Source organism: Hahella sp. HNIBRBA332 (assembly GCF_030719035.1).
In the GTDB taxonomy this organism is placed as follows: Bacteria; Pseudomonadota; Gammaproteobacteria; order Pseudomonadales; family Oleiphilaceae; genus Hahella.
This window is the reverse complement of the sequence record NZ_CP132203.1, coordinates 6,111,852-6,137,278: the sequence shown is the minus strand read 5'-3', so window position 1 is coordinate 6,137,278 and position 25,427 is coordinate 6,111,852. Positions and strand designations below refer to the sequence as shown.

Genomic DNA, 25,427 nt, shown 5'->3' with positions numbered 1-25,427 from the left:
ATTACGTCCGCAGGCGCGAGGAGGTTATCCCGCCTCTGCTTTTTCGATGACTTGCGTTTCCTGCTGCGCATGGGATAACCACTCCTGCATTAACGGGTCGCTCAAGGTCGCTTCGATATAGCCTGCGCAAGCCGCGTTGACTTCGACGCCGTAGGTGCGGAAACGGGACGCTACTGGCGCATAAAAAGCGTCAGCGATACTCCAATCTCCGAACAACCAGGGACCGCGGTCTGCGAAAGTCTCCCGACACTGGGTCCAGATTTCGCAGATACGCGCGACTTCCTCCCGGGTCGCCTCATCCAATTCCACTCGACGATCGCTTGCGCGGCAGTTCATCGGCATGGCGCCGCGCACGCCGGCGAAACCGGAATGCATTTCCGCGGTCACTGCGCGGGCCCATGCCCGATCCATGGAATCGTGAGGCCAAAAATCCGGCTTCTGCTCCGCCACCCATTCAGCGATGGCCAACGAGTCCCATACCGGACGGCCGTCGATCAACAGCGCCGGTACTTTTCCAGCCGGGGAGTATTGCAACAGTTTTTCTTTGTAACCTGGCGTCATCAGGGGAACAAACACCTCTGAAAACGCCAGCCCGCTGCGCTTCAATGGCAGCCACGCGCGTAAAGACCACGACGAGTAATTCTTATTGCCAATAACGAGAGTAAGTTCAGTTTGCATAAGTCCTCCTTTGACTGGACAACTTTAGATCAAATTATCCGGCAATCCTAGATAGTGAGCGAAAGAAGTATTATTTTCATAGAGTTGCGTGCGTTTAGTTGGAAAAATCTTTTTACGCGGGCGAACTATGAAAACGACCGCTTTTCTGTCAATTTATGGGGCCAGATAAGAAACTGACTCAGCATTTAATGCGAATCCGTCTATTATTATTTAATTACAACTGTTCCTTGAACGGCTGCAGCATGCTTCCGAGGCGTTTCCGCAGGGAGAATTCGAGGTCCAAAGCCCGAAAAAAATTTGCCTGTCCGTCATTCAAAGCTCATGCTTGTCGGTTATTTTTATGAAGGAAATGGTCATTTGAGGGCGTCATGAAAGCACTGCGTCTTATTTTGGTAGTATTCGGGCTGGGATTGATTTGCGCCCCCGCCCTCGCAGAGGGACTCAATGCGCCACAGGGAAGGGCCGTGCTTACCGTCAGCGGTAAAATCGCCAACACTAACGGTAGGAACGTAGCGAAATTCGATCTGGCTATGCTTGATCAACTGCCCCAGCACAGCATCAAGACCAGTACGCCCTGGTTTGATGCGCCGAAGACATTTTCCGGCCCGCTGGCGCGTGATCTGATGAAACTGGTGGGAGCGCAGGGCGGCAAAGTCAAAGCCATCGCTCTGAACGACTACGCCACCAACATTCCGATTCAGGATTTTCAAACCTATGATGTCGTGCTGGCCACGCGTATAGATGGAGAAACGTTAAACATCAGGGAAAAAGGTCCGGTTTTCGTCATATATCCCTTCGACCTTGTCCCCGAAACCAAAAATGAAATTTTCTTTCAACGTTGCATATGGCAACTTGTTCAGATAAAAGTCGAGTAACCCGCGTAACGCGTCATTTTCAGAGTAGATATTTTTGGTCAAGCGAATTCGGTCGATTCTCGGTGTTGTATTAGCCGCCGCCACAGTCATACTCGCCATCGCCGTTACCGCCACCATAGTCACGTTACGCGAAGGTGCGTTGGAGGTGCGTGTCGCGAAGGACGATTTGTATTGGTCTATTCATCAAATCGAAGTGGAAGTGATGAATATGCTGATCATCGCCCATGCGCTGCAGCATGGCGACCACCTGCCGGAAGACCTGGATATCCGTTACTCGGTGCTGCTCAGCCGCACGGACCTGTTCAAGAAAGGCGAGTTTCGCGAAGCCATTAGCGTTCTGCCGAAAACTCAGGCCTTGATGACCTCCGTCACCTATCAGATCGAAGCCCTGTCGCCCCTGTTCGACAACGCCGTCAACGACCCGGACCCGATACTGCCCGAACTGATCGACAAGCTCGACGAAACCCGCCGCATCGCTCATGAACTGACGCTGATCGCTCACCAGGAGCAGGTAACCTTGCGAGTGGCGAAACGGGATGAGCTGGCCAATATCTTCTTCTATGCGGAAGTGCTGCTGTCAGTGCTGGCGGTGACCGTATTGATCGGTTTCATTTCTCTGTACTGGCTGATGTATCTGGCCAAACAGGCCAAAGTCGAAGCCGATTTCCACCGCCGTCGGGCGGAGGCCAACAGCGACGCCAAGAGCCGTTTCCTCTCCAACATGAGCCACGAACTGCGCACGCCGCTAAATGCGGTCATGGGCTTCGCCCAGCTCATGCAAATGGAAAGCCGCAATCTGTCCCGGGAGCAGATGCAGAATATCGACGAAATCTACAAGGCCAGCGAACACCTGCTCTCTCTTATCAACGACATCATGGACCTGTCCAAGATCGAGAGCGGCCAGCTCAGCATCAGTATCGAGCCCTGCTCCGTGCAGTCTCTGGTCAATGAGTCCGTGTCCATGATCCGCTCCATGGCGATGATGAACAACATCAGCGTCTATGAACCGGAAGTGCGTCTGGACTATTTGATTAAAGTGGATCACACCCGCATGGTTCAGGTGCTCACCAATTTCCTCACCAACGCCATCAAGTACAATCGCAAAGGCGGCTGGGTGAAAATTGAACTGGAGCACGAAAGCCGCAGCGGCATGCTGTGCCTGAGCGTGGCGGACAACGGCATCGGCATTCACAAGAAAGATCACCATAAGGTATTCAAACCCTTCGAACGCCTGGCCCAGGATATGGCGATCGAAGGCACCGGCATCGGACTCGCCCTCAGTCAGCAGTTGGTGCTGTTGATGAACGGCCAGATCGGCTTCAAATCGAAAGAAGGACAAGGCAGTCTGTTCTGGGTGAAATTCCCGATTCTCGATGTGGTCAAAGCTCAGGATCGAAGCGCCGTCAAAGCCGTGTCGCCGCGCCCGCCGGATTTAGAGATCCTGGCTGCGCCCAAGGCCACGGTGCTCTATATCGAAGACAACTACTCCAACATCCGCCTGATGGAAAGTCTTTTCGCCAGTCTGCGCAACATTCAGCTGCTGACCACCAATAATGGCGAACAGGGCATCGCCATGGCCCGCACTTACCGTCCGCAACTGGTGTTGTTGGATCTCAACCTGCCCACCACTTCCGGGCTGGATGTCTGCTCCCGCTTTCAGGAAGACCCGGACCTCGCCGACATTCCCATCATCGCCGTCACCGCCAATGTGAACGGCAGTCAGGAAGCCAATCGACTCGGCCTCAAATTTCAGGAATTCATTCTTAAGCCCATTGATGTGGAGCAGATGAAATCCACCATCTTCAAATACCTCGGTCGTACGCAAACACACTAAGCGCGTTTGGCCCTCTCCCTTCATTTACGCCTGCTTTTTGGCTTCGCGCCATTCTCTTTCCAACGAAACTTGGATATTTCCCGGCTTTTCGTTTTATATTAACGGCATAGGTCTATTCACGCTGGCGCATCCCCTCGGGCCTGAGGCGCGGCTGGCGTGCGCACAGCAGCGCTTGCTGCGCAGGTAGGCCATCAAAAAAGAAAAAGGGTTCAGGACGGCGTCGGTCGGATGCGCTCCGGCAGCGCCGACGATACTAATAAGCATAGAAATGGATGCGATTATGGACAAAGCAGTACACGCCTGCAGGATCTGCCTGGGCGGTGTGAAATATATGGGAGCCACGGACTTCAACAAATCCGGCAGTGATCATTTTGAAGGCCGCCGGGTCTTCCCCCCGTCCCTCATTCAAGTCGATTACTACCGTTGCCGCGAATGCGGCTTCATGTTCACGCCCTATTTCGATGATTGGAGCGATGCGGATTTCGAACGGCTGGTGTACAACAGCGAATACCTGAAAGCCGATCCTCCTTTCGCTGGCGAGCGCGCCGCACGTTTGTCGCAATTCCTGACGCGCGCCCTGGGCGATAATCTAAGGAATGAATCCCTGCTCGATTTCGGCGGCGGCGAAGGGCACCTGGAGCGTCTGTTGCGTCGTCAGGGCTTCAGCGATTGCGCCACCTACGACCCTCACCATCACGCCAACGGTAAAAAACCATCCCGGATTTACAACCTGGTCACCACCTTCGAAGTGGTGGAACATGTCAGCGATCAGCACAACCTGTTCAAAGAACTTTGTTCGTTGGTGGCGCCGAACGGCGCGCTGTTGCTGAGCACGTTGTTGCAGCCCAGAGATATTGAAATGCAGGGAGTGGATTGGTGGTACGCCTGTCCGCGCAACGCGCACATGGCGTTTCATACTCGCCGCAGTCTACAACATGTGCTGCAAACTCACGGCTTTTATCTGGAGTCACTCAGCGACGAATTGCACATCGCATTCCGCCGACCGAACATCATCAGCGACAAGTTTCTCAGCCTGGGAGCCGCGTCCGTGCAGGTCAACGACACCGTCTGTGCGAACTAATCGATGTTGTTGAAGGCCGCCGCATCAACAGCGGCGGACGACGTTCAGTGCAACTCCCCGCGGCATTCAAAACGCTTGAGTTGCTCTTCATAGGGAGCCGTGTTGAAGCCTTTGTCCTGCAGCCATTGAGGATTATAGTAAGTATCCAGGTAACGCTCGCCGCCGTCGCAGATCATACTGACGACGGAACCGGATTCGCCCCGGGCGCGCATCTCCGCCAGCAACTGCACGGTGGCGTACAGGTTAGTGCCGGTGGAGCCGCCGCAGCGACGATTCAGCAAATGCTGTAACCAGCGCAGCGACGCCATGGACGCCGCATCCGGCACCTTGATCATGCGGTCCACAATACCGGCGATAAAGGACGGCTCCACCCGCGGACGCCCGATGCCTTCAATACAGGACGGTTGCGCCAGGGTCAGGGACGCATCGCGGGTCTGGTAGTAATCGTAGAACACCGAATTTTCCGGGTCCGCCACACAGAGCCGGGTGGCGTGCTGCTGATAACGCAGATAGCGTCCAATGGTGGCGGAGGTGCCGCCAGTGCCCGCGCTCATCACAATCCAGGTAGGAATGGGAAAGGGTTCCGCCCGCATCTGCTGGAAGATGGATTCGGCGATATTGTTGTTGCCGCGCCAGTCCGTCGCCCGCTCCGCGTAAGTGAACTGATCCATATAATGGCCGTCGACTTCCCGCGCCAGTCGCTCAGCTTCGTCATAAATGCTGCCGGTGCTGACTTTATGGCACTTGCCGCCATAGAACGTGATCTGATCCAGCTTCTGCTGCGACGTGGACGCCGGCACCACTGCGATAAAAGGCAATCCCAGCAAGCGGGCGAAATAGGCTTCGGACACCGCCGTGCTGCCGGAAGAGGCTTCGATAATGGTCGTCCCCTCGCGAATCCAGCCGTTGCATAGCCCATATAAAAACAGGGAGCGCGCCAGACGATGTTTCAGGCTGCCGGTAGGATGGGTGGACTCGTCTTTCAAATAGAGATGAATATCCGGAATGCAGGGCAGATCGACCTTGATCAAATGCGTGTCCGCCGAACGTTGGAAATCCGCCTCAATCTTCTGAATCGCCTCACTGACCCAACACATGCCCGAATACCTCTTAGTTCTATGGTTAGTTTTCAGAGTTATAAGTATATAGCCTTCAGCTATTAAACCCACTACTCAATTTGTCGAGTCTTTTTGTCCAAACCTTATTAAACATATACCAGAGCAAGTGAGTTGTTCCGTTACCTTACACTCAGTTACAAACACTGACATTTTAACCGCTGCGGCGGATGGGATTTCCTTGTAAATGCCAGGGGCTTTCTGTAGCATTCGCGCCCTCCCAAATCCTGCAGCAATTTTCCGGCCAGTTCCCGTTGTGCGCCTACGTGTGCGGCGATTGGCAGCGCGCGCGTTATCCCCAGATGCCGTCGGGAACCGGAAAGTCGTGCGCTCAGGCGCTGTGGAGCGAAAAGTATTTCGTCGCCAGGGACGGCATCGGCTTAAACGCCAACCCGGGAGCCGGTCGCAACGCCGGCCTCCCACCCTATTCCTGGCGTCTGCACGCTTGTCGCTCTTCCTTTGCTTTGGCATGATGCCCCACTGATGTTTCACGGGAGCTCGCCATGTCATCCGCCCTAACCCTGATCGCCGGCCCAAAGGCCTTGCAACACATCCGCAATCGCGGTCTGAAAGCGAATGACTTTAACCTGATGGCCGGAGCGTCCGGCGGTCCCAAATGGTTCATCCTGTTCGGGCTGGATAAGTATCTGTCCGGGGAGTTTTTCAAAGATCGCCGTACGCCGTTGCACACCATCGGCTCCTCCGCAGGCGCCTGGCGCATGGCCTGTTTCGCTCAGGCCGATCCGGTGGCGGCGATCACCCGGCTGGCGGAGCATTATTCCCAGGAACGCTATTCCGACAAGCCCGACGCAACGGAGATTACCGCCAAAGCCCGACTGATGGTGCAAGCCACGCTGGGCGCCAATGGCGCAGCGGAAGTCGCCACCCATCCCATGATTCGCACGCATATTCTGGCGGACCGCTGCCGAGGCCCCGCCGCTTCAGAACAAGTCTGGCTGCAGCTATTCGGTTTGGCGCTGGCCGCCGGGGCCAATGCGCTGAGCCGGCGGGCTTTGGGATGGTTTTTCGAACGCGTGCTGTTTCACACAGGCGCTGAACCGGCGCTGCAATTAAAGGATCTGCCCACCCGCACCGCGCCTCTGCATGCGCAGAATCTGGAGCAGGCGTTAATGGCTTCCGGCGCGATTCCCCTGGTGCTGTCCGGCGTTTCCAACATTACGGACGCCCCCAACGGCGTTTACCGGGACGGCGGGATTCTGGATTACCACTTTGATCTGCCTTTTAATCAAAGCCAGGGACTGGTCCTCTACCCGCACTTCAGTCAGCAGGTGACGCCGGGGTGGCTGGATAAAAAATTACCTTATCGTCGCGTCGATCCCCGCCATTATGACAACGTCTTGATGCTGACGCCGTCCAGGGAACTAGTGGCTAAGCTTCCCTACGGCAAAATCTCCGATCGTAACGATTTCAAGCATCTGGACGCGGACACCCGCCTCAAATACTGGCGCACGGTGTTGCAGGAAAGCGAACGCATGGCAGACGCCTTGCATGAAATGGTCGACACCGGCAAAGGTCTGGACGACATTCAGCCCTTCCAGCCCTGACAACCGGGGCTTATTTGCAAGGAAACGGACAGGGGCAAGGACAGGATAAGCTAAGCGGGGATAAACCACCGCCGCCCCCTCCGGGACGGCGATGGCGAATGCATACCAGGCGGGATCAGGCGGTCTCGATATCCACCAGGATTTCTCCCGGCGTGACGCGGTCGCCTTTCTTGGCGAAAACGCCTTTCACCACACCTGCAACGCCGACTTTGATCTCGGTTTCCATCTTCATGGCTTCGATAATCAACACCGCGTCGCCAACGGCCACGGTCTGACCTTCCTTGACCAACACATCGACAATGTTGCCGGGCATGGCGGTGGTGATATGACCGGGCGCGGAAGCGCGTTGACGCTTACCACCGCCTTCAGCCGGCGTATAAGCGCCGGTGGATTCGATCATGATCTCCTCCGGCTCGCCATCCACTGTCATGTAGAAGCGACGCTCGCTCTCGCCGCTGGGGCTGACGCCAGTGACGTGGATGTCGTAGGTTTCGCCGTGAACCGTGATCTTGAACTCGGTCGCCACGCCAGCCGCCTTGGCGTCCGCCTTCGGCTGCAAAGGCTCCGGCTTGAGAGTGCCCGCCTTGCGCCCTTGCAGGAAGGGCTTGGCCACTTCCGGGAACATGGCGTAAGTCAGCATATCTTCATCCGACTCCGCCAGATCTCCCACTTCTCCTTTCAGCTTGTGCAACTCCGGCTGCAACAGGTCGGCGGGACGACCGTCGATCACGTCTTCCTTGCCAATCGCCTGCTTCTGCAACTCCAGATTCACCGGCGCCGGCGCCTGACCGTACCAGCCCTGCAGATAGCGCTTCACTTCGTTGGTGATGGTTTCGTAGCGCTTGCCGGTGATCACGTTGAGCACCGCCTGCGTTCCCACAATCTGTGAGGTCGGCGTCACCAGCGGCGGATAGCCGAGGTCTTCGCGCACGCGGGGAATTTCGGCGAACACGTCGCGAATGCGATCCAGCGCGCCCTGCTCTTTCAACTGGTTGGCCAGGTTGGACATCATGCCGCCGGGAACTTGGTTGATCAGCACACTGGTGTCGACGCCGTTGTACTCGCTTTCAAACTGATGGTACTTCTTGCGCACTTCACGGAAATGCGCCGCCACCTCGCCCAGGAGTTTCATATCCAGACCGGTTTCGTAGCCCGCCGCTTTCAGGGTCGCCGCAATGGTTTCCGTGGGCGGATGGCTGGTGCCGCCTGCGAAGGAGGAAATACAGGTATCGAGGTGATCCACGCCCGCTTCCACCGCCTTCAGCTGGCACATGGACGCCATGCCAGAGGTGTAGTGGGAATGCAGGAAGATCGGCAGTTTCAGGGATTGCTTGAGCGCGCTGACCAGTTCGAAAGTCACTTGCGGGGTCAGCAGGCCCGCCATGTCTTTGATGGCGATGCTGTCCGCGCCCATATCCGCCATCCGCTTGGCCTGATCCACAAACGCCTCGACGGTATGCACCGGGCTGGTGGTATAGCAGATCGCGCCTTGAGCGTGTTTGCCAGCTTTCTTCACCGCCGCAATGGCGGTTTCCAGATTACGCACGTCATTGAGGGCGTCGAAGATACGGAACACGTCGATGCCGTTGCTGGCGGCCTTTTCCACAAACGCCGTCACCACGTCATCGGAGTAGTGTCTGTAGCCCAGCAGGTTCTGGCCGCGCAGCAGCATCTGCAGACGCGTGTTGGGAATGGCTTTACGCAGTTGACGCAGTCTCTCCCAGGGATCTTCCTTCAGGAAGCGTACGCAGGCGTCGAACGTAGCGCCGCCCCACACTTCCAGAGACCAATAACCGGCTTTGTCGAGTTTTTCCGCCACCGGCAGCATATCTTCCGTGCGCATGCGGGTGGCGATCAGCGACTGGTGACCGTCGCGCAGGATGACGTCAGTGATGTTGATTTTCTTACTCATGCTTAATTCGCTCCCTTACATGCCCGCCTGCGCGGCGACCGCCGCTGCGAGCGCGGCGGCCAGCGATTCCGGCCGACGTTTGATGGAATAGTTGATCAGTTCAGGATGGGCTTCGACGAAACCGGTATTGAAGTCTCCCGCGCGGAACTCGGGATGTCGGAGAATCTCGCGATAGTAGGGGATCGTCGTACGAATCCCGTATATCTGCATGTCCTCCAGGGCCCGCTCGGCGCGCTCCAGCATATCCTCCCAGGTCAGATTCCAGACAATGAGCTTGGCGCACATGGAATCGTAATAGGGAGGAATGGTGTAACCGGTATAAATCGCCGCATCGGTCCGTACGCCAGGGCCGCCGGGAGAGTAGTAGCGGCTGATGCGCCCGAAACTGGGCAGAAAGCCGTTTTTCGGGTCTTCCGCGTTGATGCGGAACTGGGCGGCGAAACCGCGATAGCTGATGTCCGCCTGCAGAAACGGCAGGGGTTCGCCAGCGGCGATGCGGATCTGGGTTTTGACGATGTCGATGCCGGTGATTTGCTCGGTGATGGTGTGTTCCACCTGCACCCGTGTATTCATTTCCATGAAATAGAAGCTGCCGTCATGATCAAGCAGAAATTCCACCGTCCCCGCATTTTCATAACCCACTTCCCTGGCGACTTTCACCGCCAGTTCACCCACATAGTGGCGCTGTTCGTTGGTGAGCTGCGGCGAGGGCGCCAATTCGATCAGTTTCTGATTACGGCGCTGAATGGAACAATCCCGCTCGTACAGGTGCACGACGCCGCCATGGGCGTCCGCCAACACCTGCACCTCGATATGGCGCGGGTCCACGATGCACTTCTCCAGGAACACTTCCGCACGACCAAAGGCCTTGGTGGCTTCTGAAATAACCCGCTGGTAGTTGCTGCGCAGGTCTTTCTCGTCGTTGCAGCGGCGAATACCGCGTCCGCCGCCGCCTGAAGTGGCTTTCAGCATAACCGGATAGCCGATGCCGGCGGCGACTTCCACTGCGTGCTCCAAGTCCCTCAGGTTGCCTTCGCTGCCAGGAGTCACGGGCACGCTGGCGCGTTTGGCGCTGCTGCGAGCCTCGGTTTTATCGCCCATTTGTCGAATGACGTCAGCGCTGGGTCCGATAAATTTCACACCCCGCTGGGCGCAGATTTCCGCCAACTCAGCGTTTTCGGAGAGAAATCCATAGCCCGGATGCAGCGCGTCACAGCCTGTCTCCACTGCCAGATTCACGATCTGGTGCGGGCTGAGATAGCCCTGCAACGGATCGGACCCCAGGCAGTGGGACTCGTCCGCTTTCTTCACGTGCAGGGCGTAACGGTCGGCTTCCGAATAAATCGCAACAGACCGAATGCCCAGCTCGCGACAAGCGCGGGCGACCCGCACCGCGATTTCGCCGCGGTTGGCTATCAATACTTTTTTGATGGACAGCTTGGGTTTTGATGATGATTGTGGTTGTGATGATGTAGAAGTTACAGGCACTGGAATTATCCCTCTTCTTTTCTTTAGCGGCTAAATGAGAGTCATTTAGCCGCCGATAAGTCTAGCGGGAAATACGTATGTCTGTGAAGAAAAGTAACGTCATCGTAGCGATAAAGTTTATTAATCGCTCATCTGAGCGGCCTGATCAGGCCGCTTCTTGCGCCTTTCGCGGCGACTTAGAGGGCATTTTTACGCCGTTTTCAATCACTGTACTGGAGTCCTCTTCCACAGCGGGCGCTGTTTTATCCCCGCGCCGCTCATGCAGGAAACGCAGCACTTCCGCCCGCAAATGGTTGTAGCGACTGTCATCCGCCAGCGCCAGACGGTCGCGCGGTCGCGGCAGATCCACAGACAGCACTTCGCCGATGGTCGCCGCCGGCCCGTTGGTCATCATGACGATACGATCAGACAGCAGCACCGCTTCATCGACATCGTGAGTAATCATGACGACTGTGTTGTTAAGCTCATTCTGGATTTCCATCAAAGAGTCCTGCAAATGGGCCCGGGTCAAAGCATCCAGCGCGCCGAAGGGCTCATCCATCAGCAATACCGAAGGCTCCATGGCCAGCGCGCGGGCGATGCCGACCCGCTGCTTCATGCCGCCGGATATTTCCGATGGCTTCTTGTGCATGGCGTGATCCATATGCGCCAGACGCAGATTGTGCTCGATCCACTCTTTCATTTCCCGCTTGTTCTTTTTGCCGCGGAACACCTGACGCACCGCCAGCTCCACGTTTTCATAAGCGGTCAGCCAGGGCAACAGGGAGTGATTCTGAAACACCACCGCCCGCTCCGGCCCCGGCTCGTTCACTTCCTTGCCGTCCAGCACGATGCCGCCTTCCGTGGCCTGCAACAGACCCGCGATAATATTAAGCACCGTGGACTTACCGCACCCCGAATGCCCGATCAGGGATACGAACTCCCCTTTCGCAATACGCAGATTGACCCGATCCAGGGCTTTAAATTTCCCTTTTGGCGTATCGAATTCTATGCTGACATGGTCGATCAACAAATGTTCAGCGGACATAGGCGACTCCTCTTGGTTAAAGCTCGTAAGTTCGGTTTGTTCAGCGTATGTCCGCTGTTTTATCCCAGGCGATGCGCCGTTGAATGGCCAGCATGCCGCGATCCAGCGCAAAGCCGATGATCCCTATGGTGAATACCGCCACCATGATGCGCCCCAGGGAGTTGGAGCTGCCGTTCTGGAATTCGTCCCACACGAATTTACCCAGCCCAGGGTTCTGCGCCAGCATTTCCGCGGCGATCAGCACCATCCACCCCACACCCAGTGACAATCGCATGCCGGTGAAGATCATCGGCACGGCGAACGGCAGCACCACTTTGCGCACCTTGGTCATCCAGGACAGGCGCAGCACCAGACTGACGTTGTTCAGGTCCTTATCCAATCCGGACACGCCGACGATAGTGTTGACCAGCGTCGGCCACATGCAGCACAGGGTGACGGTAATGGCCGAGTTGACGAATGACTTCTCCAGCAGTGGATCGTCAGTGACATACACTGCGCTCACCACCATGGTCACCAACGGCAGCCAGGCCAGTGGCGACACCGGTTTGAAAATCTGAATCAGCGGGTTGGCCGCCGCGTACATGGTCTTGCTAAGCCCGCATACGACGCCCACTGGCACGGCGATCAGCACCGCCAGACTGAAGCCGACGAACACGGTATAGAGGCTGGTGATGATCTGGTCCAAGTAGGTCGGACGTCCGTTGTAGGAACGCCACTTCACTTCCGCCGCTGGGTCCTGCGCCAGCTTCTTCGCGTTGCGCTCTTCCTGTCGTTGATAGAACGCCTCCGCCTTTTCCCGCTCTTGTCGGTGTTCCAACCAGAGCCCCTGCGCCTGCAGCCAGACTTGCGCCGGTCCCGGCACCGCGCCCAGAGAGGTCTGAATGCGCGACGCCGCCGCGTCCCAGACACCCAAAAACAGCAGAAAAGCCAGTAACGGTACGCCGACGCCCCGCACAATTGCAGCAACCTGCTCCCGGGGGTTTTCCCCTTTCAGCAGACGCACCCAAGGCGCCAGCCAGGCGGCGCTTTCCAGTCGTTGAGAGATTTGAGCCATCATTTGTCCGTCCTCACGCCAAGAGGCGTCGGGCTTGCCCGACGCAGGCCGTTATTCCACTGTCTCGTCGCCTTTCAAGCCAATGCTGAAGCTGGCTAGATAAGCGTTGGGCTTGCGTCCGTCATAGGCGACGCCGTCAATGAATTCATCTTGAGGCGGCCGGAAGCCGTCCTCGCTGGCGAAATCGGGAAAGTCGGATTTCGCCATCCTGCCTTCCGCGATTAATGCTTCCGCCGCTTTGCGATAGATATCCGGGCGATAGACCTTTTTGGCGGTTTCCATATACCAGCTGTCAGGTTTGGCTTCTGGAATCTGCCCCCAACGACGCATCTGGGTGAGATACCAGATGGCGTCGGAGTAATAGGGATAGGTGGCGTGATAGCGGAAGAAGACATTGAAGTCCGGCAGAGCGCGCTTATCGCCCTTCTCGTACTCAAACGCACCGGTCATGGAGTTGGCGATCACCTCGTAATCCGCGCCGACGTAATTCGACTGAGACAGGATTTTCACCGCTTCCGGACGATTGGCGTTGTTGTTTTCATCCAGCCATTTGGCCGCACGGATCATCGCTTTCACGATGGCGATATGGGTATTGGGATATTTATCCGCCCATTCTTTGGAAACGCCGAACACTTTCTCGGGATTATTTTTCCACAGCTCGTAATCAGTGATGACGGGCACGCCGATGCCTTTGAAGACCGCCTGCTGGTTCCAGGGTTCGCCCACGCAGTAGCCGAAGATCGTACCCGCCTCCAACGTTGACGGCATCTGCGGCGGCGGCGTCACCGACAACAGCGCGTCGGCTTTGATCTGCCCGGTGATATCTCCTCTGTGAGGCGCGTAAAAGCCCGGGTGAATTCCGCCCGCCGCCAGCCAGTAGCGCAGTTCATAATTATGCGTGGAAACGGGAAACACCATGCCCATCTTGAAGGGTTTGCCTTCGTTCCGATACTTCTCCAGAACCGGCTTGAGATAATCCGCCTTGATAGGATGCACGGGTTTGCCGTTCTCCATCGGGATATGCTTTTTCATTTCCCGCCAGACGTCGTTGGATACGGTAATGCCGTTGCCGTTCAAGTCCATGCTGAAGGCGGTGATAATATGCGCTTGTGTACCGAAGCCGATGGTGGCGCCCAGCGGTTGCCCCGCCAGCATATGCGCGCCGTCCAACTCACCGGTGATCACCCGGTCCAGCAGCACTTTCCAGTTAGCCTGAGCCTCCAGCTCGACAAACAAACCTTCGTCTTCAAAAAATCCTTTTTCCCGCGCAATCGCCAATGGCGCCATATCGGTCAACTTGATGAAACCGAACTTCAGATCTTCCTTCTCCAGTTCCGCTGCAAAAGCGCCGCTTACGCAACAGGACAGGACAATACCCTTCACCAGATTCTTTAGCGTTATCGTGACTTTCATGGTCCGCTCCGAGGTTAAGAACTGACCATATCAATCCAACATTCATACCATTGGCGGATTTTTATCATTTAAATCATTTAGTTGATATTCAATCACCTTAACGACGCACCTTTTTGGCGCCAGCAAAAATCACCTAACGCACCAAGTTATACCGGCGCCATGCACTACGCCCGGCGCTTCTCGCACCATTTGAGTGAGCCATGATCGTCCAGCTCCCCCCACCGCTTTGGCTTTTCTTCAGAGGTAGACGATACTTTGTCATATTCCTGTCTTGAACTGCTTGAACTGCAAGAACTGTGTAAATAGAGAGGCATCTGTGATCAGAGGCGCGTCGTTATTGGTGGCTATGCTGTTTTATTGCGGCGCAGTAAATGCTGCGCAATATCGCTTCGCCCTGTTGATCCCCAACGACACCCCGTTTTGGAACCGGGTGGCGCTGTTCGCGCAAAGCGCCGCGGAAGATCTGGATGTGGAGCTGCATGTGCTGGACGGCGACGCTGACCGCCACCTGATGCTGCGGCAGTTCGAACGCCTGCTGAAAGAGCGGCGTAAGTTCGACGCCATCATTTTTCCGAACTTTCTACAGACAGCGGCAACCTTTATACCGCTCTGCGAAACCTCTCCGGTGATTTGCGTGCTCTATAACAGCGGACTCGAAGGAGAAGCCGCCGACAAGCTGGGAAGTCCCAAGCAGCGCTTCGAACATTGGATCGCCCAGTTACTACCGGACGACGTCGGCTCCGCCACCGCCATCACTGTCGCATTGATTCGCGATGTCCGGGCCAGCAGTTCAGGACGCAGGGTCAATATGATCGCCATCAACGGCTTCGCCGCCGACAGCCCGGCCATCGCCCGAGAGAAAGGGTTGCGCACGGCGGTGGGATTATTCGACGACGTCACGCTTAACCAGGTGGTGTATACAGACTGGAGCGCTGAAGACGCGGAAAGCCGCACGAAGGGACTGTTGGAGCGCTTTCCTGACACCAACGCCATTTGGTCCGCCAACTACCGCACGACGGTAGGCGTCCTGGCGGCGTTGGAGAAATACCAGCGCACGCCAGGCCGTGATGTCTGGGTCAATTCCTATGACATCAACCCGACCTCTCTGCGCCAAGTAAGCGAAGGCGCACTCACAATCACCGCCGGCGGCCACTATGTCGAAGGAGCCTGGGCGGTCATCCTGGCCTTCGACCACTTGCAGGGCAAGCCCCGCCCGGTAGCCACCAGCATCTTCCATACCCCTTTGCTGCTGGCCAATCACCGCAATGCCGGCAAAATCATAGCCGTGCTGAAGCGCCTGGAGGACTATCCGCAGACCCTGCGTAAAGTCGACTTCTCACGCTATTCCCTGGCTTTGAACCCAGCTATTTCCGCCTACAACTTTTCCCTTGAATCCGTCATTGAACAAATGGCGCTGACGAATAACTAATCATCCTGTTTGATAAAGGTGACGCCAGCGATGCCCACCACGGTGGATGATTTCCGTCCCTTGCTGTCGAAATAGTAAAAGCTGACGCGCTCGGTGCGCCCATCATCAAACTGCAGGGTGAGCGCGTATTCGCTCAGGCGATATTTTCCGGCGGCCCCAGCGTTGGCGTAAGTGGAAACGCCCGCGCCTGCAGACGCCACGGAGCCGCCGGACGATCTGTTCAACTCGAAGCGGCCAGAGCGGGTGAAAGTGATGGTTTGCGCTGAGGCGATGACATCCATCATACCCAATTCGGCGCTGGGCATGATCATGGTTGAACCGGCTTTCCAGGTTCCATCCAGTTTCGCGCCCTTATCCGCTGGCCATACCGGGTAAACTTGGGGAACCTCCCAAGGAGCGTCTCCGGGAATATTGAAAACATAAGTGTCGCCTTGCTCCTTCCAGCTCCCCCAGGCTTTGGGCCGGGCGCGCCGGGAAGCGTCCACATCCAGGTCTTCCAACGCCAGATCGAAATCACGATACAGATCGCCGTTACTGAATAGAAGCTGAGGTTTGAATATCAGGCTGAAACCGTTTGACGAGGAGATCAGCACCACCTTCTCCACCTCATCCCAATCCGGGCCGCCGCCCTTTTTTAGGTACTTATCCATATCAGCGGAAATAAGGGACACCTTCACCGAAGGTTTCTCCCCTTTGTTCTTGGATGAACTGGGAGCCGTCTTTGACGCGTCGGCATGCTCCGGGGAAGACTTCAGCGTCCGATAAAACTCAGGATTACTGCGGACCGGATTGAACTCATCGCTGTCGATTGCGCCCGCCATCGCCTTACATATCTGCGGCATCTTACTTTCCAGGGAGCGGCGCATTTTGAGTCTGGCGGACTCCAGCAAATCACCCACTTTCGGGTTGTCCTCAGCGCGACGACGCACCATGGCCTCCACTTGCGCAACCTGATTGCGTTCCGCCCACTGTTGAAAAGTCGCTTCGCTCACCACAGACAGCTTCGCCTCGTTACAGAGCTCACGACTGATCCGCATGGCCTCGATATGTTGATAGACATCCGCCAATCCGTCGGCGGCGCGCGCAGGCGACGACGTCAACACAGAGACGGCGATGATAGCCAGCGCCATGGTCGGCATGCTGCGCCAAACATGGATAAATAGCGTCGACCGGCAAACGTTTAACATGATGATTGATCCCCTGACTGGAAAATTGGAATATTGATCTGCTGTTAAAACGCTCCAGTTAAACAAGCCCTGCCCAGGGCGATAACTGGGGAAAACCCCAGGCGCCAGCAGTATTTCATCAAGAAAACCAGGAAACTTTTATGACGCAGCCGAATCGATACGCGATCGCCATTCATGGAGGAGCGGGGACCTTGTCCAAAGGAATGCTCACAGAGGACCAGGAGAACGAAGTACACGCCGCCCTGCGGCAGGCGGTCATAGCGGGCAAACAGATATTAGCCCAGGGAGGAACCAGCCTGGACGCCGTCGAAGCGGCGGTGCGCGAGTTGGAGAACAGCGAGTGGTTCAACGCCGGTAAAGGCTCCGTCTACAACTACGACGGCGACCATGAGCTGGACGCTTCCATCATGGATGGCGCAACATTGAAAGCCGGCGCCGTGGCGGGCATCCGCAACAGCCCAAATCCTGTGTCAGTCGCTCGCGCGGTCATGAATAAGTCCAAACATGTCCTGTTGGCGGGCGAAGGCGCTGACCGTTTCGCCAAGGCGATGGGATTGCCCCAGGTGGAAAACTCCTGGTTCGGCACGCCCATGCGCCATAGCCAGTGGCGTCAGGCCCAGGATAAAGCGAAGCCCAGCCTGGAGCCAGGCGCAGAGGATTATAAATTCGGTACTGTGGGCGCCGTCGCCTTTGATCAGGCTGGCAACCTGGCCGCCGCCACCTCCACCGGCGGCATGACCAATAAAAAGTACGGCCGCGTCGGCGACTCTCCGCTGATCGGCTGCGGCGCTTACGCCGACAATCGCAGTTGCGCCGTGTCCACCACCGGGCATGGGGAATACTTTATTCGCCATGTCGTGGCCCATGAGGTTTGCGCCCGTTATCGCTATCTTGGCGAATCGCTGCAGCAGTGCGCGCGGCAGGTGTTGTTCGAAGAGTTGCAGCCCAGAGGCGGCGAAGGCGGACTCATCGCCATCGATCATACCGGCGCAGTAGTGTTGAACTTTAATACGGAAGGCATGTATCGGGGCTGGAGCGAAGACGACGGCGCGGTTTTCACTGGCATCTACGGTGACGATGCGGTGCGCCCCAGTAAGGCTTAACGACCCAGGCCACCAATCCTTAGCATTATTTTTAGCCAAAACAGTGGGATAGACTATTCTTAAAGAAGGTTTTTGACAAAAGCCCCCTTCTCTCCCGTCAGGGCGCAAGGGGGCTTTGCGCCGTTTGTCAGTACTTTCTGGGGATGTCTATGCCTAAATTGCTGCGTTTTTTCACCACCCGGCTGTTGCGGCCGGTGCTTATCGTGTTGTGCGTCGCGGTGGCGTTGCAGATTGTCGCCAATATTCTGCTCGGCCAATTTCAATTAAACAGTCTGGTCAAAGAGGTCGAATCCGGTCTGCGCGACAGCCGCCAAAAGGTCAGCACTGAACTGAACGCGGCGGAAAGCGCCGTCGCCACGCAATTACAGACCATGTCCAACAGCGCCCAGCAGCAGCTACAGACCCAACTGGGCGCGCAGCTGGAGACTCAGCGCAAGGATATCGCCCAAAATCTGCGACAGACCCTGGATGAGGGGGTTAAAAACCTCACCGGCATCGTCGCCGCTATCGCCCCGCCCGCTATCTGGGATCGGGACACCCCGGAATTGACGCGTCTGGCGCAGTTAGTGGACAACAGCGACTCCATCGTGTTTGCCGGCTTTTATGGCTTTTTCGGCCAGGAGCCCGAGCAGTTGACCCGCTATGTCGACCGCACCGATGAGAAAGTCCAGGAGCTGATCAAACAGGGCGAAGGCAAAGGCTCGCTGGCCAAGGTGATTGATGCGGCGGAGAAAGACCCCGGTATCGTCGTCATTCGTACGGATATCGCGCCCCAGGGCGCTGTGATCGGCCAGTTCGTGGTGGGCGTCAGCACTTCCCGCATTGATGGCCAGATGGAGCGCTTGAAAGGCCAGTTCGCGGATCTTACCAATCAGAGCAAGGTGGCGGTGGCCAATGTGCTCGGCAGTGAATTGTCACGAGTGTCGGAGGCGCTGCGGCTGTCGCTGAAAAACACCGAAACGCAAACAGACGAATCCATCTCTTCCGCCGTCCTGCAGATTCGCGAAGGGGCGGAGTCTTTAATCGGCAGTCTGACCACCGCTTCTCTTGCAGCGGGAATAATCCTGGTGGTGCTGATATCCCTGGTGCTTGGCGTGCGGGTGGTATTAAAGGTGGATGTGCTAAGCAAAGCCATCTGGAACATCGCCGAGGGTGAGGCGGACCTGACGCAACGGGTGAGAATTCAGGGCAATGACGAAATCGCCGACGTGGGCAAAGGCCTCAACGTCTTTATCGAGCGGATACAGAAAATCGTGTTGAACGTGAATAAATCCGCTGAACTGGCTTCGTCACAATCCGATGAGTTGAAGCAGAACACCCAGCAAGCCGATGAAGCGGTGGCGCATCAGAAGCAGGAAATCGAGCAGATCTCATCCGCTATCTCAGAAATGTCCAGCAGCATTCATCATGTGGCGGAGCATGTGCAACTGGTGGCCAACGATGTCGATCACATCAAGTCAGAAACTAAAAAATCCGGCTCCATTTCGCACAACCTGCGCAATATGCTGCACTCACTGCAATCGGAGATGAGCAATGCGGAAGAAGTCGTCAATCAACTCGACTCCCACAGTAAAGAGATCGGCTCCGTATTGCTGGTGATCCGCACCATCGCCGAACAGACCAACCTGCTCGCGCTTAACGCCGCCATCGAGGCCGCACGGGCGGGAGACAGCGGACGCGGTTTCGCGGTGGTGGCGGATGAAGTACGCACCCTCGCCAATAAAACCCAGCAATCCACCACAGAGATTCAAAATCGTATAGACAGCCTGCAAAGCGGCAGTCAGAGCGCGGTGCGCTCCATCAGCGCCGCCTCAGAACGGGCCAAACGCTCCAGCGAAGCGTTCACCGAGTCTGACAGCAGCCTGGAGAACATCAACCAGTTGGTAATCGGTCTGTACGATCGCGCCACCGAAATCGCTTCCATGGCGGAAGAACAAAGCGGCGTCGCGGAGGAGATCAACCGCAATATCGTCAATATCGCCGATGCGTCGGAGCGCACCCAGCAATCCGCCGCCGAATCCGCCCAGGCCGGAGCCAGCATTCAGCAGTCCGTGTCGGATTTGCGGCGGCAGGTGTCTGAATTTGTGGTGTAACGCCCGACTGTTTCTGAGGGGATTAATAGGGCCGATACGTGCTCATACACTGGGCAAGGTGATTGGACGCGTCATTGAGACACTCGAAGAACTGGCGTTGCTTGCCTTTCGCCTGCGAACACTCGCGCTGGGTCAGCTTGCCCTCGATGCGTTTCAGCTCAGGCATGCCCTGATCGTATTGCGCCTGCGTCATGTGGCCGGAGTTCAGGTTTTTCCTGGCGACGTCTCGCATGCTCGACAGCCAGTCCTTGCCGTTGCCAATGGATTTAGAACAGAAATCAGACCCCAATGCTTCCCCGGACGCCGATCCTTCATCATCCGTAGCAACGGGCGCCGCATCCTTTTTGATTTGCTCCTGCTTCTGCCCCGGGCAGGGACGATCTGAAAACGTCATATTGCCCGACGCATCCGTACACTTGTAGATACCCGCTTCAGCCATCCCGGACAACAATAAGAAAACCACCGCCAACTTCCGCATTTCCCACTCCAAAGATTCAGTCCGCGCCGCTCCTAACGAGCAGCCTTACAAAATAACCAGAATAGACCATCAATCCCAAGATACAAATAAATGCGGAAACACACGCCAAACAACTACTTACCGTCTTTCCATTCGCCAATGGAAGCGCGGCGTTCGTCGTCATCCGCCAGTGCGTGACTGGCGACCAGCCTGCAGGGTTCGCATTGGTAGGGGAATAACCAGAGGTCGCTGCTCCTCTCTATAGAATGACCTGTCCGCCAATCTCCACCACACCCTGGACACCTGCGTTTTTCCTCATTTTTACGTCGGCCCCAATACCGAAAGAGAAAATAGTATGTAGGTACGCCAGTGGCGGCTTCAATGATCCGGCTCACTTCCTTCCCAGCCAAAGTCAGCGCACTATTGGCGTCGGCAAGTTCCTTGTAGGTTTCTGACTCAAGCACCGCAGATCTCATCCAAATCGAGTCACACTGGCGGTAATCCCGTTGCCAGAAATAAGCCTGCTCACGCTCATCCGCGTCGCAAGGAACGGTATACAGGGAGATATTTTCTCCATTGTCCCCACGATATAATGGCGACTCGCCGCCATTGTCGAGCGTATGCAAGTACAGGAATGGCGCGCCTTTCCACGAGGCTTCTTTCTTCGCCGCGTTATCCTCCAACTTTTCCCAAACCGGTTCACCGCCGAAATACCGTTTAAGCCCTTCCAATGAACTCAAACCATAACGGTTATAAAACCTCAGCTCCGTGGCGCTGGGTCCAAGCGTATTAACATATGCGCAAACAAGCCCCTGCTGAACTGCGCAAACATAATCGTCTACATTCACCTGCCCATTATGCGCAAGCGTAGAGAGAAAGTTGAACGCCAGCTCCAGCGCCTCATCTTTATCATCATTAACCAGCGAACCAAAGGTTACTTTATGTAGAATCAAGACTCTTTCCTTACCAGCACTTTAGCGCTACTAATAACTACGGGCCTGTCCACTCTCCAATGAGCGCGTGGTCGTCGTCATCCATCTCGACGCCTGCGTCGGAAACAAGACGGCAAGGGGCACATTTGAATGGGAAAAGCCAGTATTCGCTTCTTCCATCAAGCGGCTCTGAAGTACGCCAACGGCCACCGCAGCCCGGGCATTTACGATGCTCTTCATCCTGACCACGCCCCCAATAACGATACAGAAAATAATAGGTGGGTAGATTAGTCGCCTGCTCTATTAGTCGGCAGTATTCCCGTCCCATCTCGGACAATTCGCTATTAACCTCCGCAATCTCCTTGTAAGCAGGTATTTCAAGAGAGCCGCTATCTATCCAGAGCCGATCATGGGCTTGATACGACAAGTTCCAACGGTAAATATTTTCCCTGACTTCATCAGACACAGGAAGGTGATAAAGCGGAATCCCTTTGCCATCCCCTTCTCTCCGCAGAGAAGCCCCTTCAGCAAACATATCAGTGGCTAGAATCAACGACGAAGAAGTACGCCAATCAAATTCTTCTTCCAGCACATCATCCAAACACTCCCAGTGTGGAGAAGAATTGAAAAACGCGTCTATCTTACTCAAACAATCCAGCCCAAACTGGCTATGATGTTTGAGCAACATGGCTTGCGAACCCTGGAGATTAACGTACGCATTCAAAGCTCCATTATGAAAGGCAATATTAGAATCCTCGAATATTTGACCATTTTTCAGCATAGCCGCGAGATAGCTTTCGAGAAGCTCTCTAGCTTCCGCCACATCAAAATTCTTAGAAGCGTCAGGTTTTAAGCTTACTTTATACAGCACGATTATTTTCCCGAAGAGCACGAGATAAAAAGGCAGTAGCGGACAGAATGAACTATTAATTCAATAGTTAACTGAAAAATGCCTTGTAGACGAAATAGCAAGCAAACCCCACCACGATCCAGAACAATATCCCAAACACAAACGCAAATAATCCTTCCGGGTCGGCATGTTTACCGGCGAATAGTCGATGGATCAGATATCCCGGGCCTTTGATCAGAAACTCCATCACGAAATAGAACACGCCTTGCGCAATGACGCCCAGCAGTCTAAGGAGTAGGACTAATAGATCTTCCATCTGAATACCACACAGATTTAGAGAATAAAAAGACTACGCCATCTCCCGATACATCACATCCGTGCGCAGCACATATTTAACGCCGCTTGAGATAGTGGAGCCTTGATGCATTGTGGCATGGGGAAATACTATCACGGAGCCTTTTTCGGGTTTGATTTTGTCCCAGCGGAAGGCGATCTCACCCCCTTCATAATCCTCATTCAGAAAGATCAGGAATGACAGCAGGCTCGCTTCTTTTTCGCTGCGGGCGTATGAGCCGTCGCGATGCCATTTGAAGTACTGGCCGGGTTCATAGCGATAGAAACGCAGTCGTTCATTCAAGCCGACCAGTTCCCAGCCATCCAACTCCTGCGGCAGCATGGCTTTGATTCGTTTGAAGATATTATCCGCCATGACGGCGTCATCAAAAATAACGCGATCATTGTTACGGATATCTTTGTACATCTGCGATCCACGCGCGGTTTGGATCTCCGCTTCGTCGTATCCCATTGCTTCACTGTCGGAAATATAGGCGTCGCATTCTTGCGCCGTTAGAAACCCTTGAATGGCGAAAACGCCTGCGCCATATTCGATTTTTTTCATGTCGCCAACTCACTCCTATGACTACGCGGCGAATACCCAAAATGGGCGGTAGGAGTCTGTATTATCCAGCGGCGGACAGGGAAAACCATACGCATAAGCCGCCCACAGCAGGCGGCGATAGGATGAGAAATATGAAGGGAGATCAGTCTGTCGAAGTTTCCGTTTTCGCCTGTAATTCCGCCGCGATCTCCACGTCTCTGGCCAGCACCTCGCTGAAACTGCGGCGGCTGGTGACGCGTTTGATATAGGCGTCGATGACCTCCGTGCGCGGAACCAATCCAAACTGAGTACACCAGTGAAACGCCATTCCCCACAAAACGTCCGCCGCCGAGAACTTATCGCCCAGCATGTAGGGTCCACTGGCGAGACGCTCGACGACAGCGTTCAACATGATGTCATAATCCGCATAAGGACTGGTGTCCCGCGGCGCGGGGTCTCTTTGCAGCGCTTTGTCCACAACCGCCGGCTCAAAACAACTGGCGTAGTAAACCATCCAGCGCAAATAAGGTCCGCGCAATGGATCATTCAGCGCCGGCGCCAGACCCGCCTGTGGAAACAAGTCCGCCAGATAAAGAAAGATCGCCACCTGTTCCGTGATCATCGCATCCCCGTGCAGCAACGCGGGAACTTTACCCAGAGGGTTCACCTGTAAATACTCATCCCGCCGATTTTCACCATCGCGGATGTTGATCAGTTTCACTTCATAATCCGCTTCTAACTCCTCCAACAATACCATGGAGCCAGTGGAACGGGTCTGGGGGCAGTGAAACAACACAATTTTCGAATCTGAAGCCATGACGCATATCCTTTTGGTTGGGAAATAAACACAGTGGCATAATACGACCTCATACCTGTCAGTTTTTGTCAGGTTTAAAATAAAAAATTTGCAGCAGGTTTGTTATGCGCGCCAGCCGTCTCCTGACCATCCTTATGACCCTCCAAGCCCGAGACCAGACCACCGCGCCAGTGCTGGCGAAGGAGTGCGGCGTGTCTCTGCGCACGGTTTACCGCGACATAGAAACACTGAGCGCATTGGGCATCCCTGTTTATAGCGAGCGTGGCGCCGAGGGCGGATACCGTCTTTTGGACGGCTATCGCACCCGTCTCAACGGGCTGTCGTCGCAAGAAGCAGAAGCGCTGTTTCTGACCGGTTTATCCGGCCCGGCCAACGATATGGGGTTGGGCGCCGCCGTCACCGCCGCCCAGACGAAACTGTTGGCGGCTCTGCCCCAGGAAATGCGTTCCGGCGCGGCACGCATGCAATCCCGCTTTCATCTGGACGCCCCCGCCTGGTTCGCAGAGTCCGAGCACCCGGCCCATCTCCGGGACATCACCCAGGCAGTCTGGGAACAGCGAACGATCGAGATGCGCTACCAGAGTTGGAAAGGAGAAAAGCAACGCCGCGCCGAGCCTCTTGGCGTCGTATTGAAAAGCGGTTCCTGGTATCTGGTGGCGCAAGTCGAGGGCGATCTCCGCACCTATCGCATCTCCCGCATTCAGGATCTGAGCGTCTCAACAACTCGTTTTGAACGCCCAGTGGAATTCGATCTGGCCGGTTACTGGCGCGCCAATACTCTCCGCCTGGAAGAAGAGCTGCACACCTACGTCGCCGAAGTGCGCCTATCTGAAAAAGGCGTCTGGATGATGGATGCGCTCAACTCTCCCTATGTGCGCGCCGCCACCATAATGGACCCAACCCCGGACGCCCAGGGCTGGCGTAAAGCCACACTGCCTGTCGGAGCCCTGCGTCAGGCCTGCGTGGACTTGTTACGGTTCGGCGCCGAGCTGGAAGTGCTGGGACCGCCTGAGTTACGGGAAAAAATGACGAGTATTGCAGAAGAGATGACGCAGTTGTATGCGGCGAAGAAGTGAAAAATAGGGCCCGGCGCCGGTTTAGCGTTATCCGACGATACTGGCGCGTTGGCGAATATCAGTCAGCGTCCCATAAATATCCGCATTATCACTCACGACTAACGTATTCTGTTGCAGCGGGATGGGAAGCTGCGCCACACCATTGAGGAACTGACGAATCTTGAGCAGATCGCTCGCCAAAGCTTCCTCTCTGCAATACACCACAATGATTTGCGGGCCATAATTGCTGGCGACTCGCCCCCGTAGAAAGCCGCTGTAATCCGGCTCATCCAACAAAATATGTTGGAAGCCCTTCGGCGTATTGTTCTTGTGTGAGTCTTTAGCGTCGAATAAATCCCCATCCGGATAAATCCAGAAGACGTAATCCGGCGCCAGATGAGTGAAGTTCTTAATCGCCTTCCGCCGCCCGCGGTAATGTTGCGCGAGAAACGGAAAATCCTCACTCGCCTTTTCTCTGGAAATGGAGCCTATTGTGATCATGAACCGTAAGTAGCTGGTGAGGTGATTAGCGAAGCCTGGATCTTAATCGGGCCTCTGGCAATGGATTATGTGAAGTATACATTC

Annotated in this window: 24 protein-coding genes; 9 read left to right on the top strand and 15 right to left on the bottom strand. The window is 55.7% G+C overall.

The genetic code is table 11. The annotated features are described in order from the left end of the window. Positions 1-24 precede the first annotated feature (24 nt). Positions 25-678, bottom strand: coding sequence for a glutathione S-transferase family protein (locus O5O45_RS27180; RefSeq protein ID WP_305902439.1), 654 nt, complete (start codon positions 676-678; stop codon positions 25-27). Between the two features lie 368 nt (positions 679-1,046). On the opposite strand from O5O45_RS27180, the gene O5O45_RS27175 reads away from it, so the two are divergent. The 3 genes from O5O45_RS27175 (at position 1,047) to O5O45_RS27165 (ending at position 4,468) form a co-directional block, all read left to right on the top strand. Then, a complete protein-coding gene (locus O5O45_RS27175) occupies positions 1,047-1,553 on the top strand; it encodes a putative pterin-binding protein (RefSeq protein ID WP_127974103.1) in 507 nt (168 codons plus the stop codon). A 34-nt stretch (positions 1,554-1,587) separates the two neighbouring features. Next, the gene (locus tag O5O45_RS27170) at positions 1,588-3,387 is read left to right on the top strand and encodes an ATP-binding response regulator (RefSeq protein ID WP_305902438.1); all 1,800 of its coding nucleotides are present in this window, start codon (positions 1,588-1,590) and stop codon (positions 3,385-3,387) included. 280 nt (positions 3,388-3,667) lie between these two features. Then, positions 3,668-4,468 (top strand): class I SAM-dependent methyltransferase, encoded by an 801-nt coding sequence (locus O5O45_RS27165; RefSeq protein WP_305902437.1) that lies wholly within the window; start codon positions 3,668-3,670, stop codon positions 4,466-4,468. A 44-nt stretch (positions 4,469-4,512) separates the two neighbouring features. Here O5O45_RS27165 and O5O45_RS27160 read toward each other — a convergent pair whose 3' ends face one another. Beyond that, the gene (locus O5O45_RS27160) at positions 4,513-5,565 is read right to left on the bottom strand and encodes a PLP-dependent cysteine synthase family protein (RefSeq protein WP_305902436.1); all 1,053 of its coding nucleotides are present in this window, start codon (positions 5,563-5,565) and stop codon (positions 4,513-4,515) included. Between the two features lie 188 nt (positions 5,566-5,753). On the opposite strand from O5O45_RS27160, the gene O5O45_RS27155 reads away from it, so the two are divergent. Both O5O45_RS27155 and O5O45_RS27150 read left to right on the top strand, forming a co-directional pair. Continuing rightward, positions 5,754-6,056 carry a hypothetical protein gene (locus tag O5O45_RS27155; RefSeq protein ID WP_305902435.1) on the top strand — a complete coding sequence of 101 codons (303 nt, stop codon included), beginning with the start codon at positions 5,754-5,756 and terminating at the stop codon, positions 6,054-6,056. A gap of 30 nt (positions 6,057-6,086) precedes the next feature. Continuing rightward, positions 6,087-7,148, top strand: a complete 1,062-nt coding sequence (locus tag O5O45_RS27150; protein WP_305902434.1) for a patatin-like phospholipase family protein — start codon at positions 6,087-6,089, stop codon at positions 7,146-7,148. Between the two features lie 115 nt (positions 7,149-7,263). On the opposite strand, the gene oadA is transcribed toward O5O45_RS27150, so the two are convergent. The 5 genes from oadA to O5O45_RS27125 form a co-directional block, all read right to left on the bottom strand. After that, positions 7,264-9,060, bottom strand: a complete 1,797-nt coding sequence (gene oadA, locus O5O45_RS27145) for a sodium-extruding oxaloacetate decarboxylase subunit alpha (protein WP_305902433.1) — start codon at positions 9,058-9,060, stop codon at positions 7,264-7,266. Positions 9,061-9,075: 15 nt separating this feature from the next. After that, entirely contained in the window at positions 9,076-10,548 is a 1,473-nt protein-coding gene (locus tag O5O45_RS27140) for an acetyl-CoA carboxylase biotin carboxylase subunit (RefSeq protein WP_305902432.1), read from the bottom strand. Positions 10,549-10,693: 145 nt separating this feature from the next. After that, positions 10,694-11,575, bottom strand: coding sequence for an ABC transporter ATP-binding protein (locus tag O5O45_RS27135; RefSeq protein WP_305902431.1), 882 nt, complete (start codon positions 11,573-11,575; stop codon positions 10,694-10,696). A 40-nt stretch (positions 11,576-11,615) separates the two neighbouring features. Then, positions 11,616-12,632: an ABC transporter permease gene (locus O5O45_RS27130; RefSeq protein ID WP_305902430.1), complete on the bottom strand. Its 1,017-nt coding sequence runs from the start codon at positions 12,630-12,632 to the stop codon at positions 11,616-11,618. Positions 12,633-12,680: 48 nt separating this feature from the next. Further along, positions 12,681-14,042: a CmpA/NrtA family ABC transporter substrate-binding protein gene (locus O5O45_RS27125; protein ID WP_305902429.1), complete on the bottom strand. Its 1,362-nt coding sequence runs from the start codon at positions 14,040-14,042 to the stop codon at positions 12,681-12,683. Positions 14,043-14,358: 316 nt separating this feature from the next. Here O5O45_RS27125 and O5O45_RS27120 point away from each other — a divergent pair, with 316 nt between their 5' ends. Further along, a complete protein-coding gene (locus tag O5O45_RS27120) occupies positions 14,359-15,471 on the top strand; it encodes an ABC transporter substrate-binding protein (protein ID WP_305902428.1) in 1,113 nt (370 codons plus the stop codon). Here the strand turns inward: O5O45_RS27120 and O5O45_RS27115 are convergent. Then, entirely contained in the window at positions 15,468-16,658 is a 1,191-nt protein-coding gene (locus O5O45_RS27115; protein ID WP_305902427.1) for a hypothetical protein, read from the bottom strand. The two genes, O5O45_RS27120 and O5O45_RS27115, sit on opposite strands and share 4 nt — an antisense overlap. Positions 16,659-16,798: 140 nt before the next feature. On the opposite strand from O5O45_RS27115, the gene O5O45_RS27110 reads away from it, so the two are divergent. Then, the gene (locus O5O45_RS27110) at positions 16,799-17,761 is read left to right on the top strand and encodes an isoaspartyl peptidase/L-asparaginase family protein (protein ID WP_305902426.1); all 963 of its coding nucleotides are present in this window, start codon (positions 16,799-16,801) and stop codon (positions 17,759-17,761) included. A gap of 149 nt (positions 17,762-17,910) precedes the next feature. Next, the gene (locus O5O45_RS27105) at positions 17,911-19,854 is read left to right on the top strand and encodes a methyl-accepting chemotaxis protein (protein WP_305902425.1); all 1,944 of its coding nucleotides are present in this window, start codon (positions 17,911-17,913) and stop codon (positions 19,852-19,854) included. A gap of 22 nt (positions 19,855-19,876) precedes the next feature. Here the strand turns inward: O5O45_RS27105 and O5O45_RS27100 are convergent, their stop codons facing one another. The 6 genes from O5O45_RS27100 to O5O45_RS27075 all read right to left on the bottom strand — a co-directional run bounded on the left by O5O45_RS27100 (position 19,877) and on the right by O5O45_RS27075 (position 23,787). After that, on the bottom strand, positions 19,877-20,332 hold the full coding sequence (locus tag O5O45_RS27100) for a DUF4124 domain-containing protein (RefSeq protein ID WP_305902424.1): 456 nt from the start codon (positions 20,330-20,332) through the stop codon (positions 19,877-19,879). Between the two features lie 113 nt (positions 20,333-20,445). Beyond that, positions 20,446-21,264 carry a DUF2310 family Zn-ribbon-containing protein gene (locus O5O45_RS27095; RefSeq protein ID WP_305902423.1) on the bottom strand — a complete coding sequence of 273 codons (819 nt, stop codon included), beginning with the start codon at positions 21,262-21,264 and terminating at the stop codon, positions 20,446-20,448. 37 nt (positions 21,265-21,301) lie between these two features. Then, positions 21,302-22,114, bottom strand: coding sequence for a DUF2310 family Zn-ribbon-containing protein (locus O5O45_RS27090; protein ID WP_305902422.1), 813 nt, complete (start codon positions 22,112-22,114; stop codon positions 21,302-21,304). Positions 22,115-22,181: 67 nt separating this feature from the next. Then, the gene (locus tag O5O45_RS27085) at positions 22,182-22,409 is read right to left on the bottom strand and encodes a hypothetical protein (RefSeq protein ID WP_305902421.1); all 228 of its coding nucleotides are present in this window, start codon (positions 22,407-22,409) and stop codon (positions 22,182-22,184) included. Between the two features lie 33 nt (positions 22,410-22,442). Continuing rightward, complete coding sequence (locus O5O45_RS27080) at positions 22,443-22,991, bottom strand: 2OG-Fe(II) oxygenase (protein WP_305902420.1); 549 nt, start codon at positions 22,989-22,991, stop codon at positions 22,443-22,445. Between the two features lie 142 nt (positions 22,992-23,133). Further along, positions 23,134-23,787, bottom strand: coding sequence for a glutathione S-transferase family protein (locus O5O45_RS27075; protein ID WP_305902419.1), 654 nt, complete (start codon positions 23,785-23,787; stop codon positions 23,134-23,136). A 104-nt stretch (positions 23,788-23,891) separates the two neighbouring features. Between O5O45_RS27075 and O5O45_RS27070 the strand changes: the two genes are divergently transcribed. Beyond that, positions 23,892-24,863: a helix-turn-helix transcriptional regulator gene (locus tag O5O45_RS27070; protein ID WP_305902418.1), complete on the top strand. Its 972-nt coding sequence runs from the start codon at positions 23,892-23,894 to the stop codon at positions 24,861-24,863. Between the two features lie 27 nt (positions 24,864-24,890). Here O5O45_RS27070 and O5O45_RS27065 read toward each other — a convergent pair whose 3' ends face one another. Further along, entirely contained in the window at positions 24,891-25,343 is a 453-nt protein-coding gene (locus O5O45_RS27065) for a hypothetical protein (protein WP_305902417.1), read from the bottom strand. Positions 25,344-25,427 lie beyond the last annotated feature (84 nt).

What these genes read in the sequence shown, in the direction of transcription:
- O5O45_RS27180 (WP_305902439.1), bottom strand. Translation starts at nt 678, where the DNA reads ATGCAAACTGAACTTACTCTCGTTATTGGCAATAAGAATTACTCGTCG.
- O5O45_RS27175 (WP_127974103.1), top strand. Translation starts at nt 1,047, where the DNA reads ATGAAAGCACTGCGTCTTATTTTGGTAGTATTCGGGCTGGGATTGATT.
- O5O45_RS27165 (WP_305902437.1), top strand. Translation starts at nt 3,668, where the DNA reads ATGGACAAAGCAGTACACGCCTGCAGGATCTGCCTGGGCGGTGTGAAA.
- O5O45_RS27160 (WP_305902436.1), bottom strand. Translation starts at nt 5,565, where the DNA reads ATGTGTTGGGTCAGTGAGGCGATTCAGAAGATTGAGGCGGATTTCCAA.
- O5O45_RS27155 (WP_305902435.1), top strand. Translation starts at nt 5,754, where the DNA reads ATGGGATTTCCTTGTAAATGCCAGGGGCTTTCTGTAGCATTCGCGCCC.
- O5O45_RS27150 (WP_305902434.1), top strand. Translation starts at nt 6,087, where the DNA reads ATGTCATCCGCCCTAACCCTGATCGCCGGCCCAAAGGCCTTGCAACAC.
- oadA (WP_305902433.1), bottom strand. Translation starts at nt 9,060, where the DNA reads ATGAGTAAGAAAATCAACATCACTGACGTCATCCTGCGCGACGGTCAC.
- O5O45_RS27135 (WP_305902431.1), bottom strand. Translation starts at nt 11,575, where the DNA reads ATGTCCGCTGAACATTTGTTGATCGACCATGTCAGCATAGAATTCGAT.
- O5O45_RS27130 (WP_305902430.1), bottom strand. Translation starts at nt 12,632, where the DNA reads ATGATGGCTCAAATCTCTCAACGACTGGAAAGCGCCGCCTGGCTGGCG.
- O5O45_RS27125 (WP_305902429.1), bottom strand. Translation starts at nt 14,042, where the DNA reads ATGAAAGTCACGATAACGCTAAAGAATCTGGTGAAGGGTATTGTCCTG.
- O5O45_RS27115 (WP_305902427.1), bottom strand. Translation starts at nt 16,658, where the DNA reads ATGTTAAACGTTTGCCGGTCGACGCTATTTATCCATGTTTGGCGCAGC.
- O5O45_RS27110 (WP_305902426.1), top strand. Translation starts at nt 16,799, where the DNA reads ATGACGCAGCCGAATCGATACGCGATCGCCATTCATGGAGGAGCGGGG.
- O5O45_RS27105 (WP_305902425.1), top strand. Translation starts at nt 17,911, where the DNA reads ATGCCTAAATTGCTGCGTTTTTTCACCACCCGGCTGTTGCGGCCGGTG.
- O5O45_RS27100 (WP_305902424.1), bottom strand. Translation starts at nt 20,332, where the DNA reads ATGCGGAAGTTGGCGGTGGTTTTCTTATTGTTGTCCGGGATGGCTGAA.
- O5O45_RS27085 (WP_305902421.1), bottom strand. Translation starts at nt 22,409, where the DNA reads ATGGAAGATCTATTAGTCCTACTCCTTAGACTGCTGGGCGTCATTGCG.
- O5O45_RS27080 (WP_305902420.1), bottom strand. Translation starts at nt 22,991, where the DNA reads ATGAAAAAAATCGAATATGGCGCAGGCGTTTTCGCCATTCAAGGGTTT.
- O5O45_RS27075 (WP_305902419.1), bottom strand. Translation starts at nt 23,787, where the DNA reads ATGGCTTCAGATTCGAAAATTGTGTTGTTTCACTGCCCCCAGACCCGT.
- O5O45_RS27070 (WP_305902418.1), top strand. Translation starts at nt 23,892, where the DNA reads ATGCGCGCCAGCCGTCTCCTGACCATCCTTATGACCCTCCAAGCCCGA.
- O5O45_RS27065 (WP_305902417.1), bottom strand. Translation starts at nt 25,343, where the DNA reads ATGATCACAATAGGCTCCATTTCCAGAGAAAAGGCGAGTGAGGATTTT.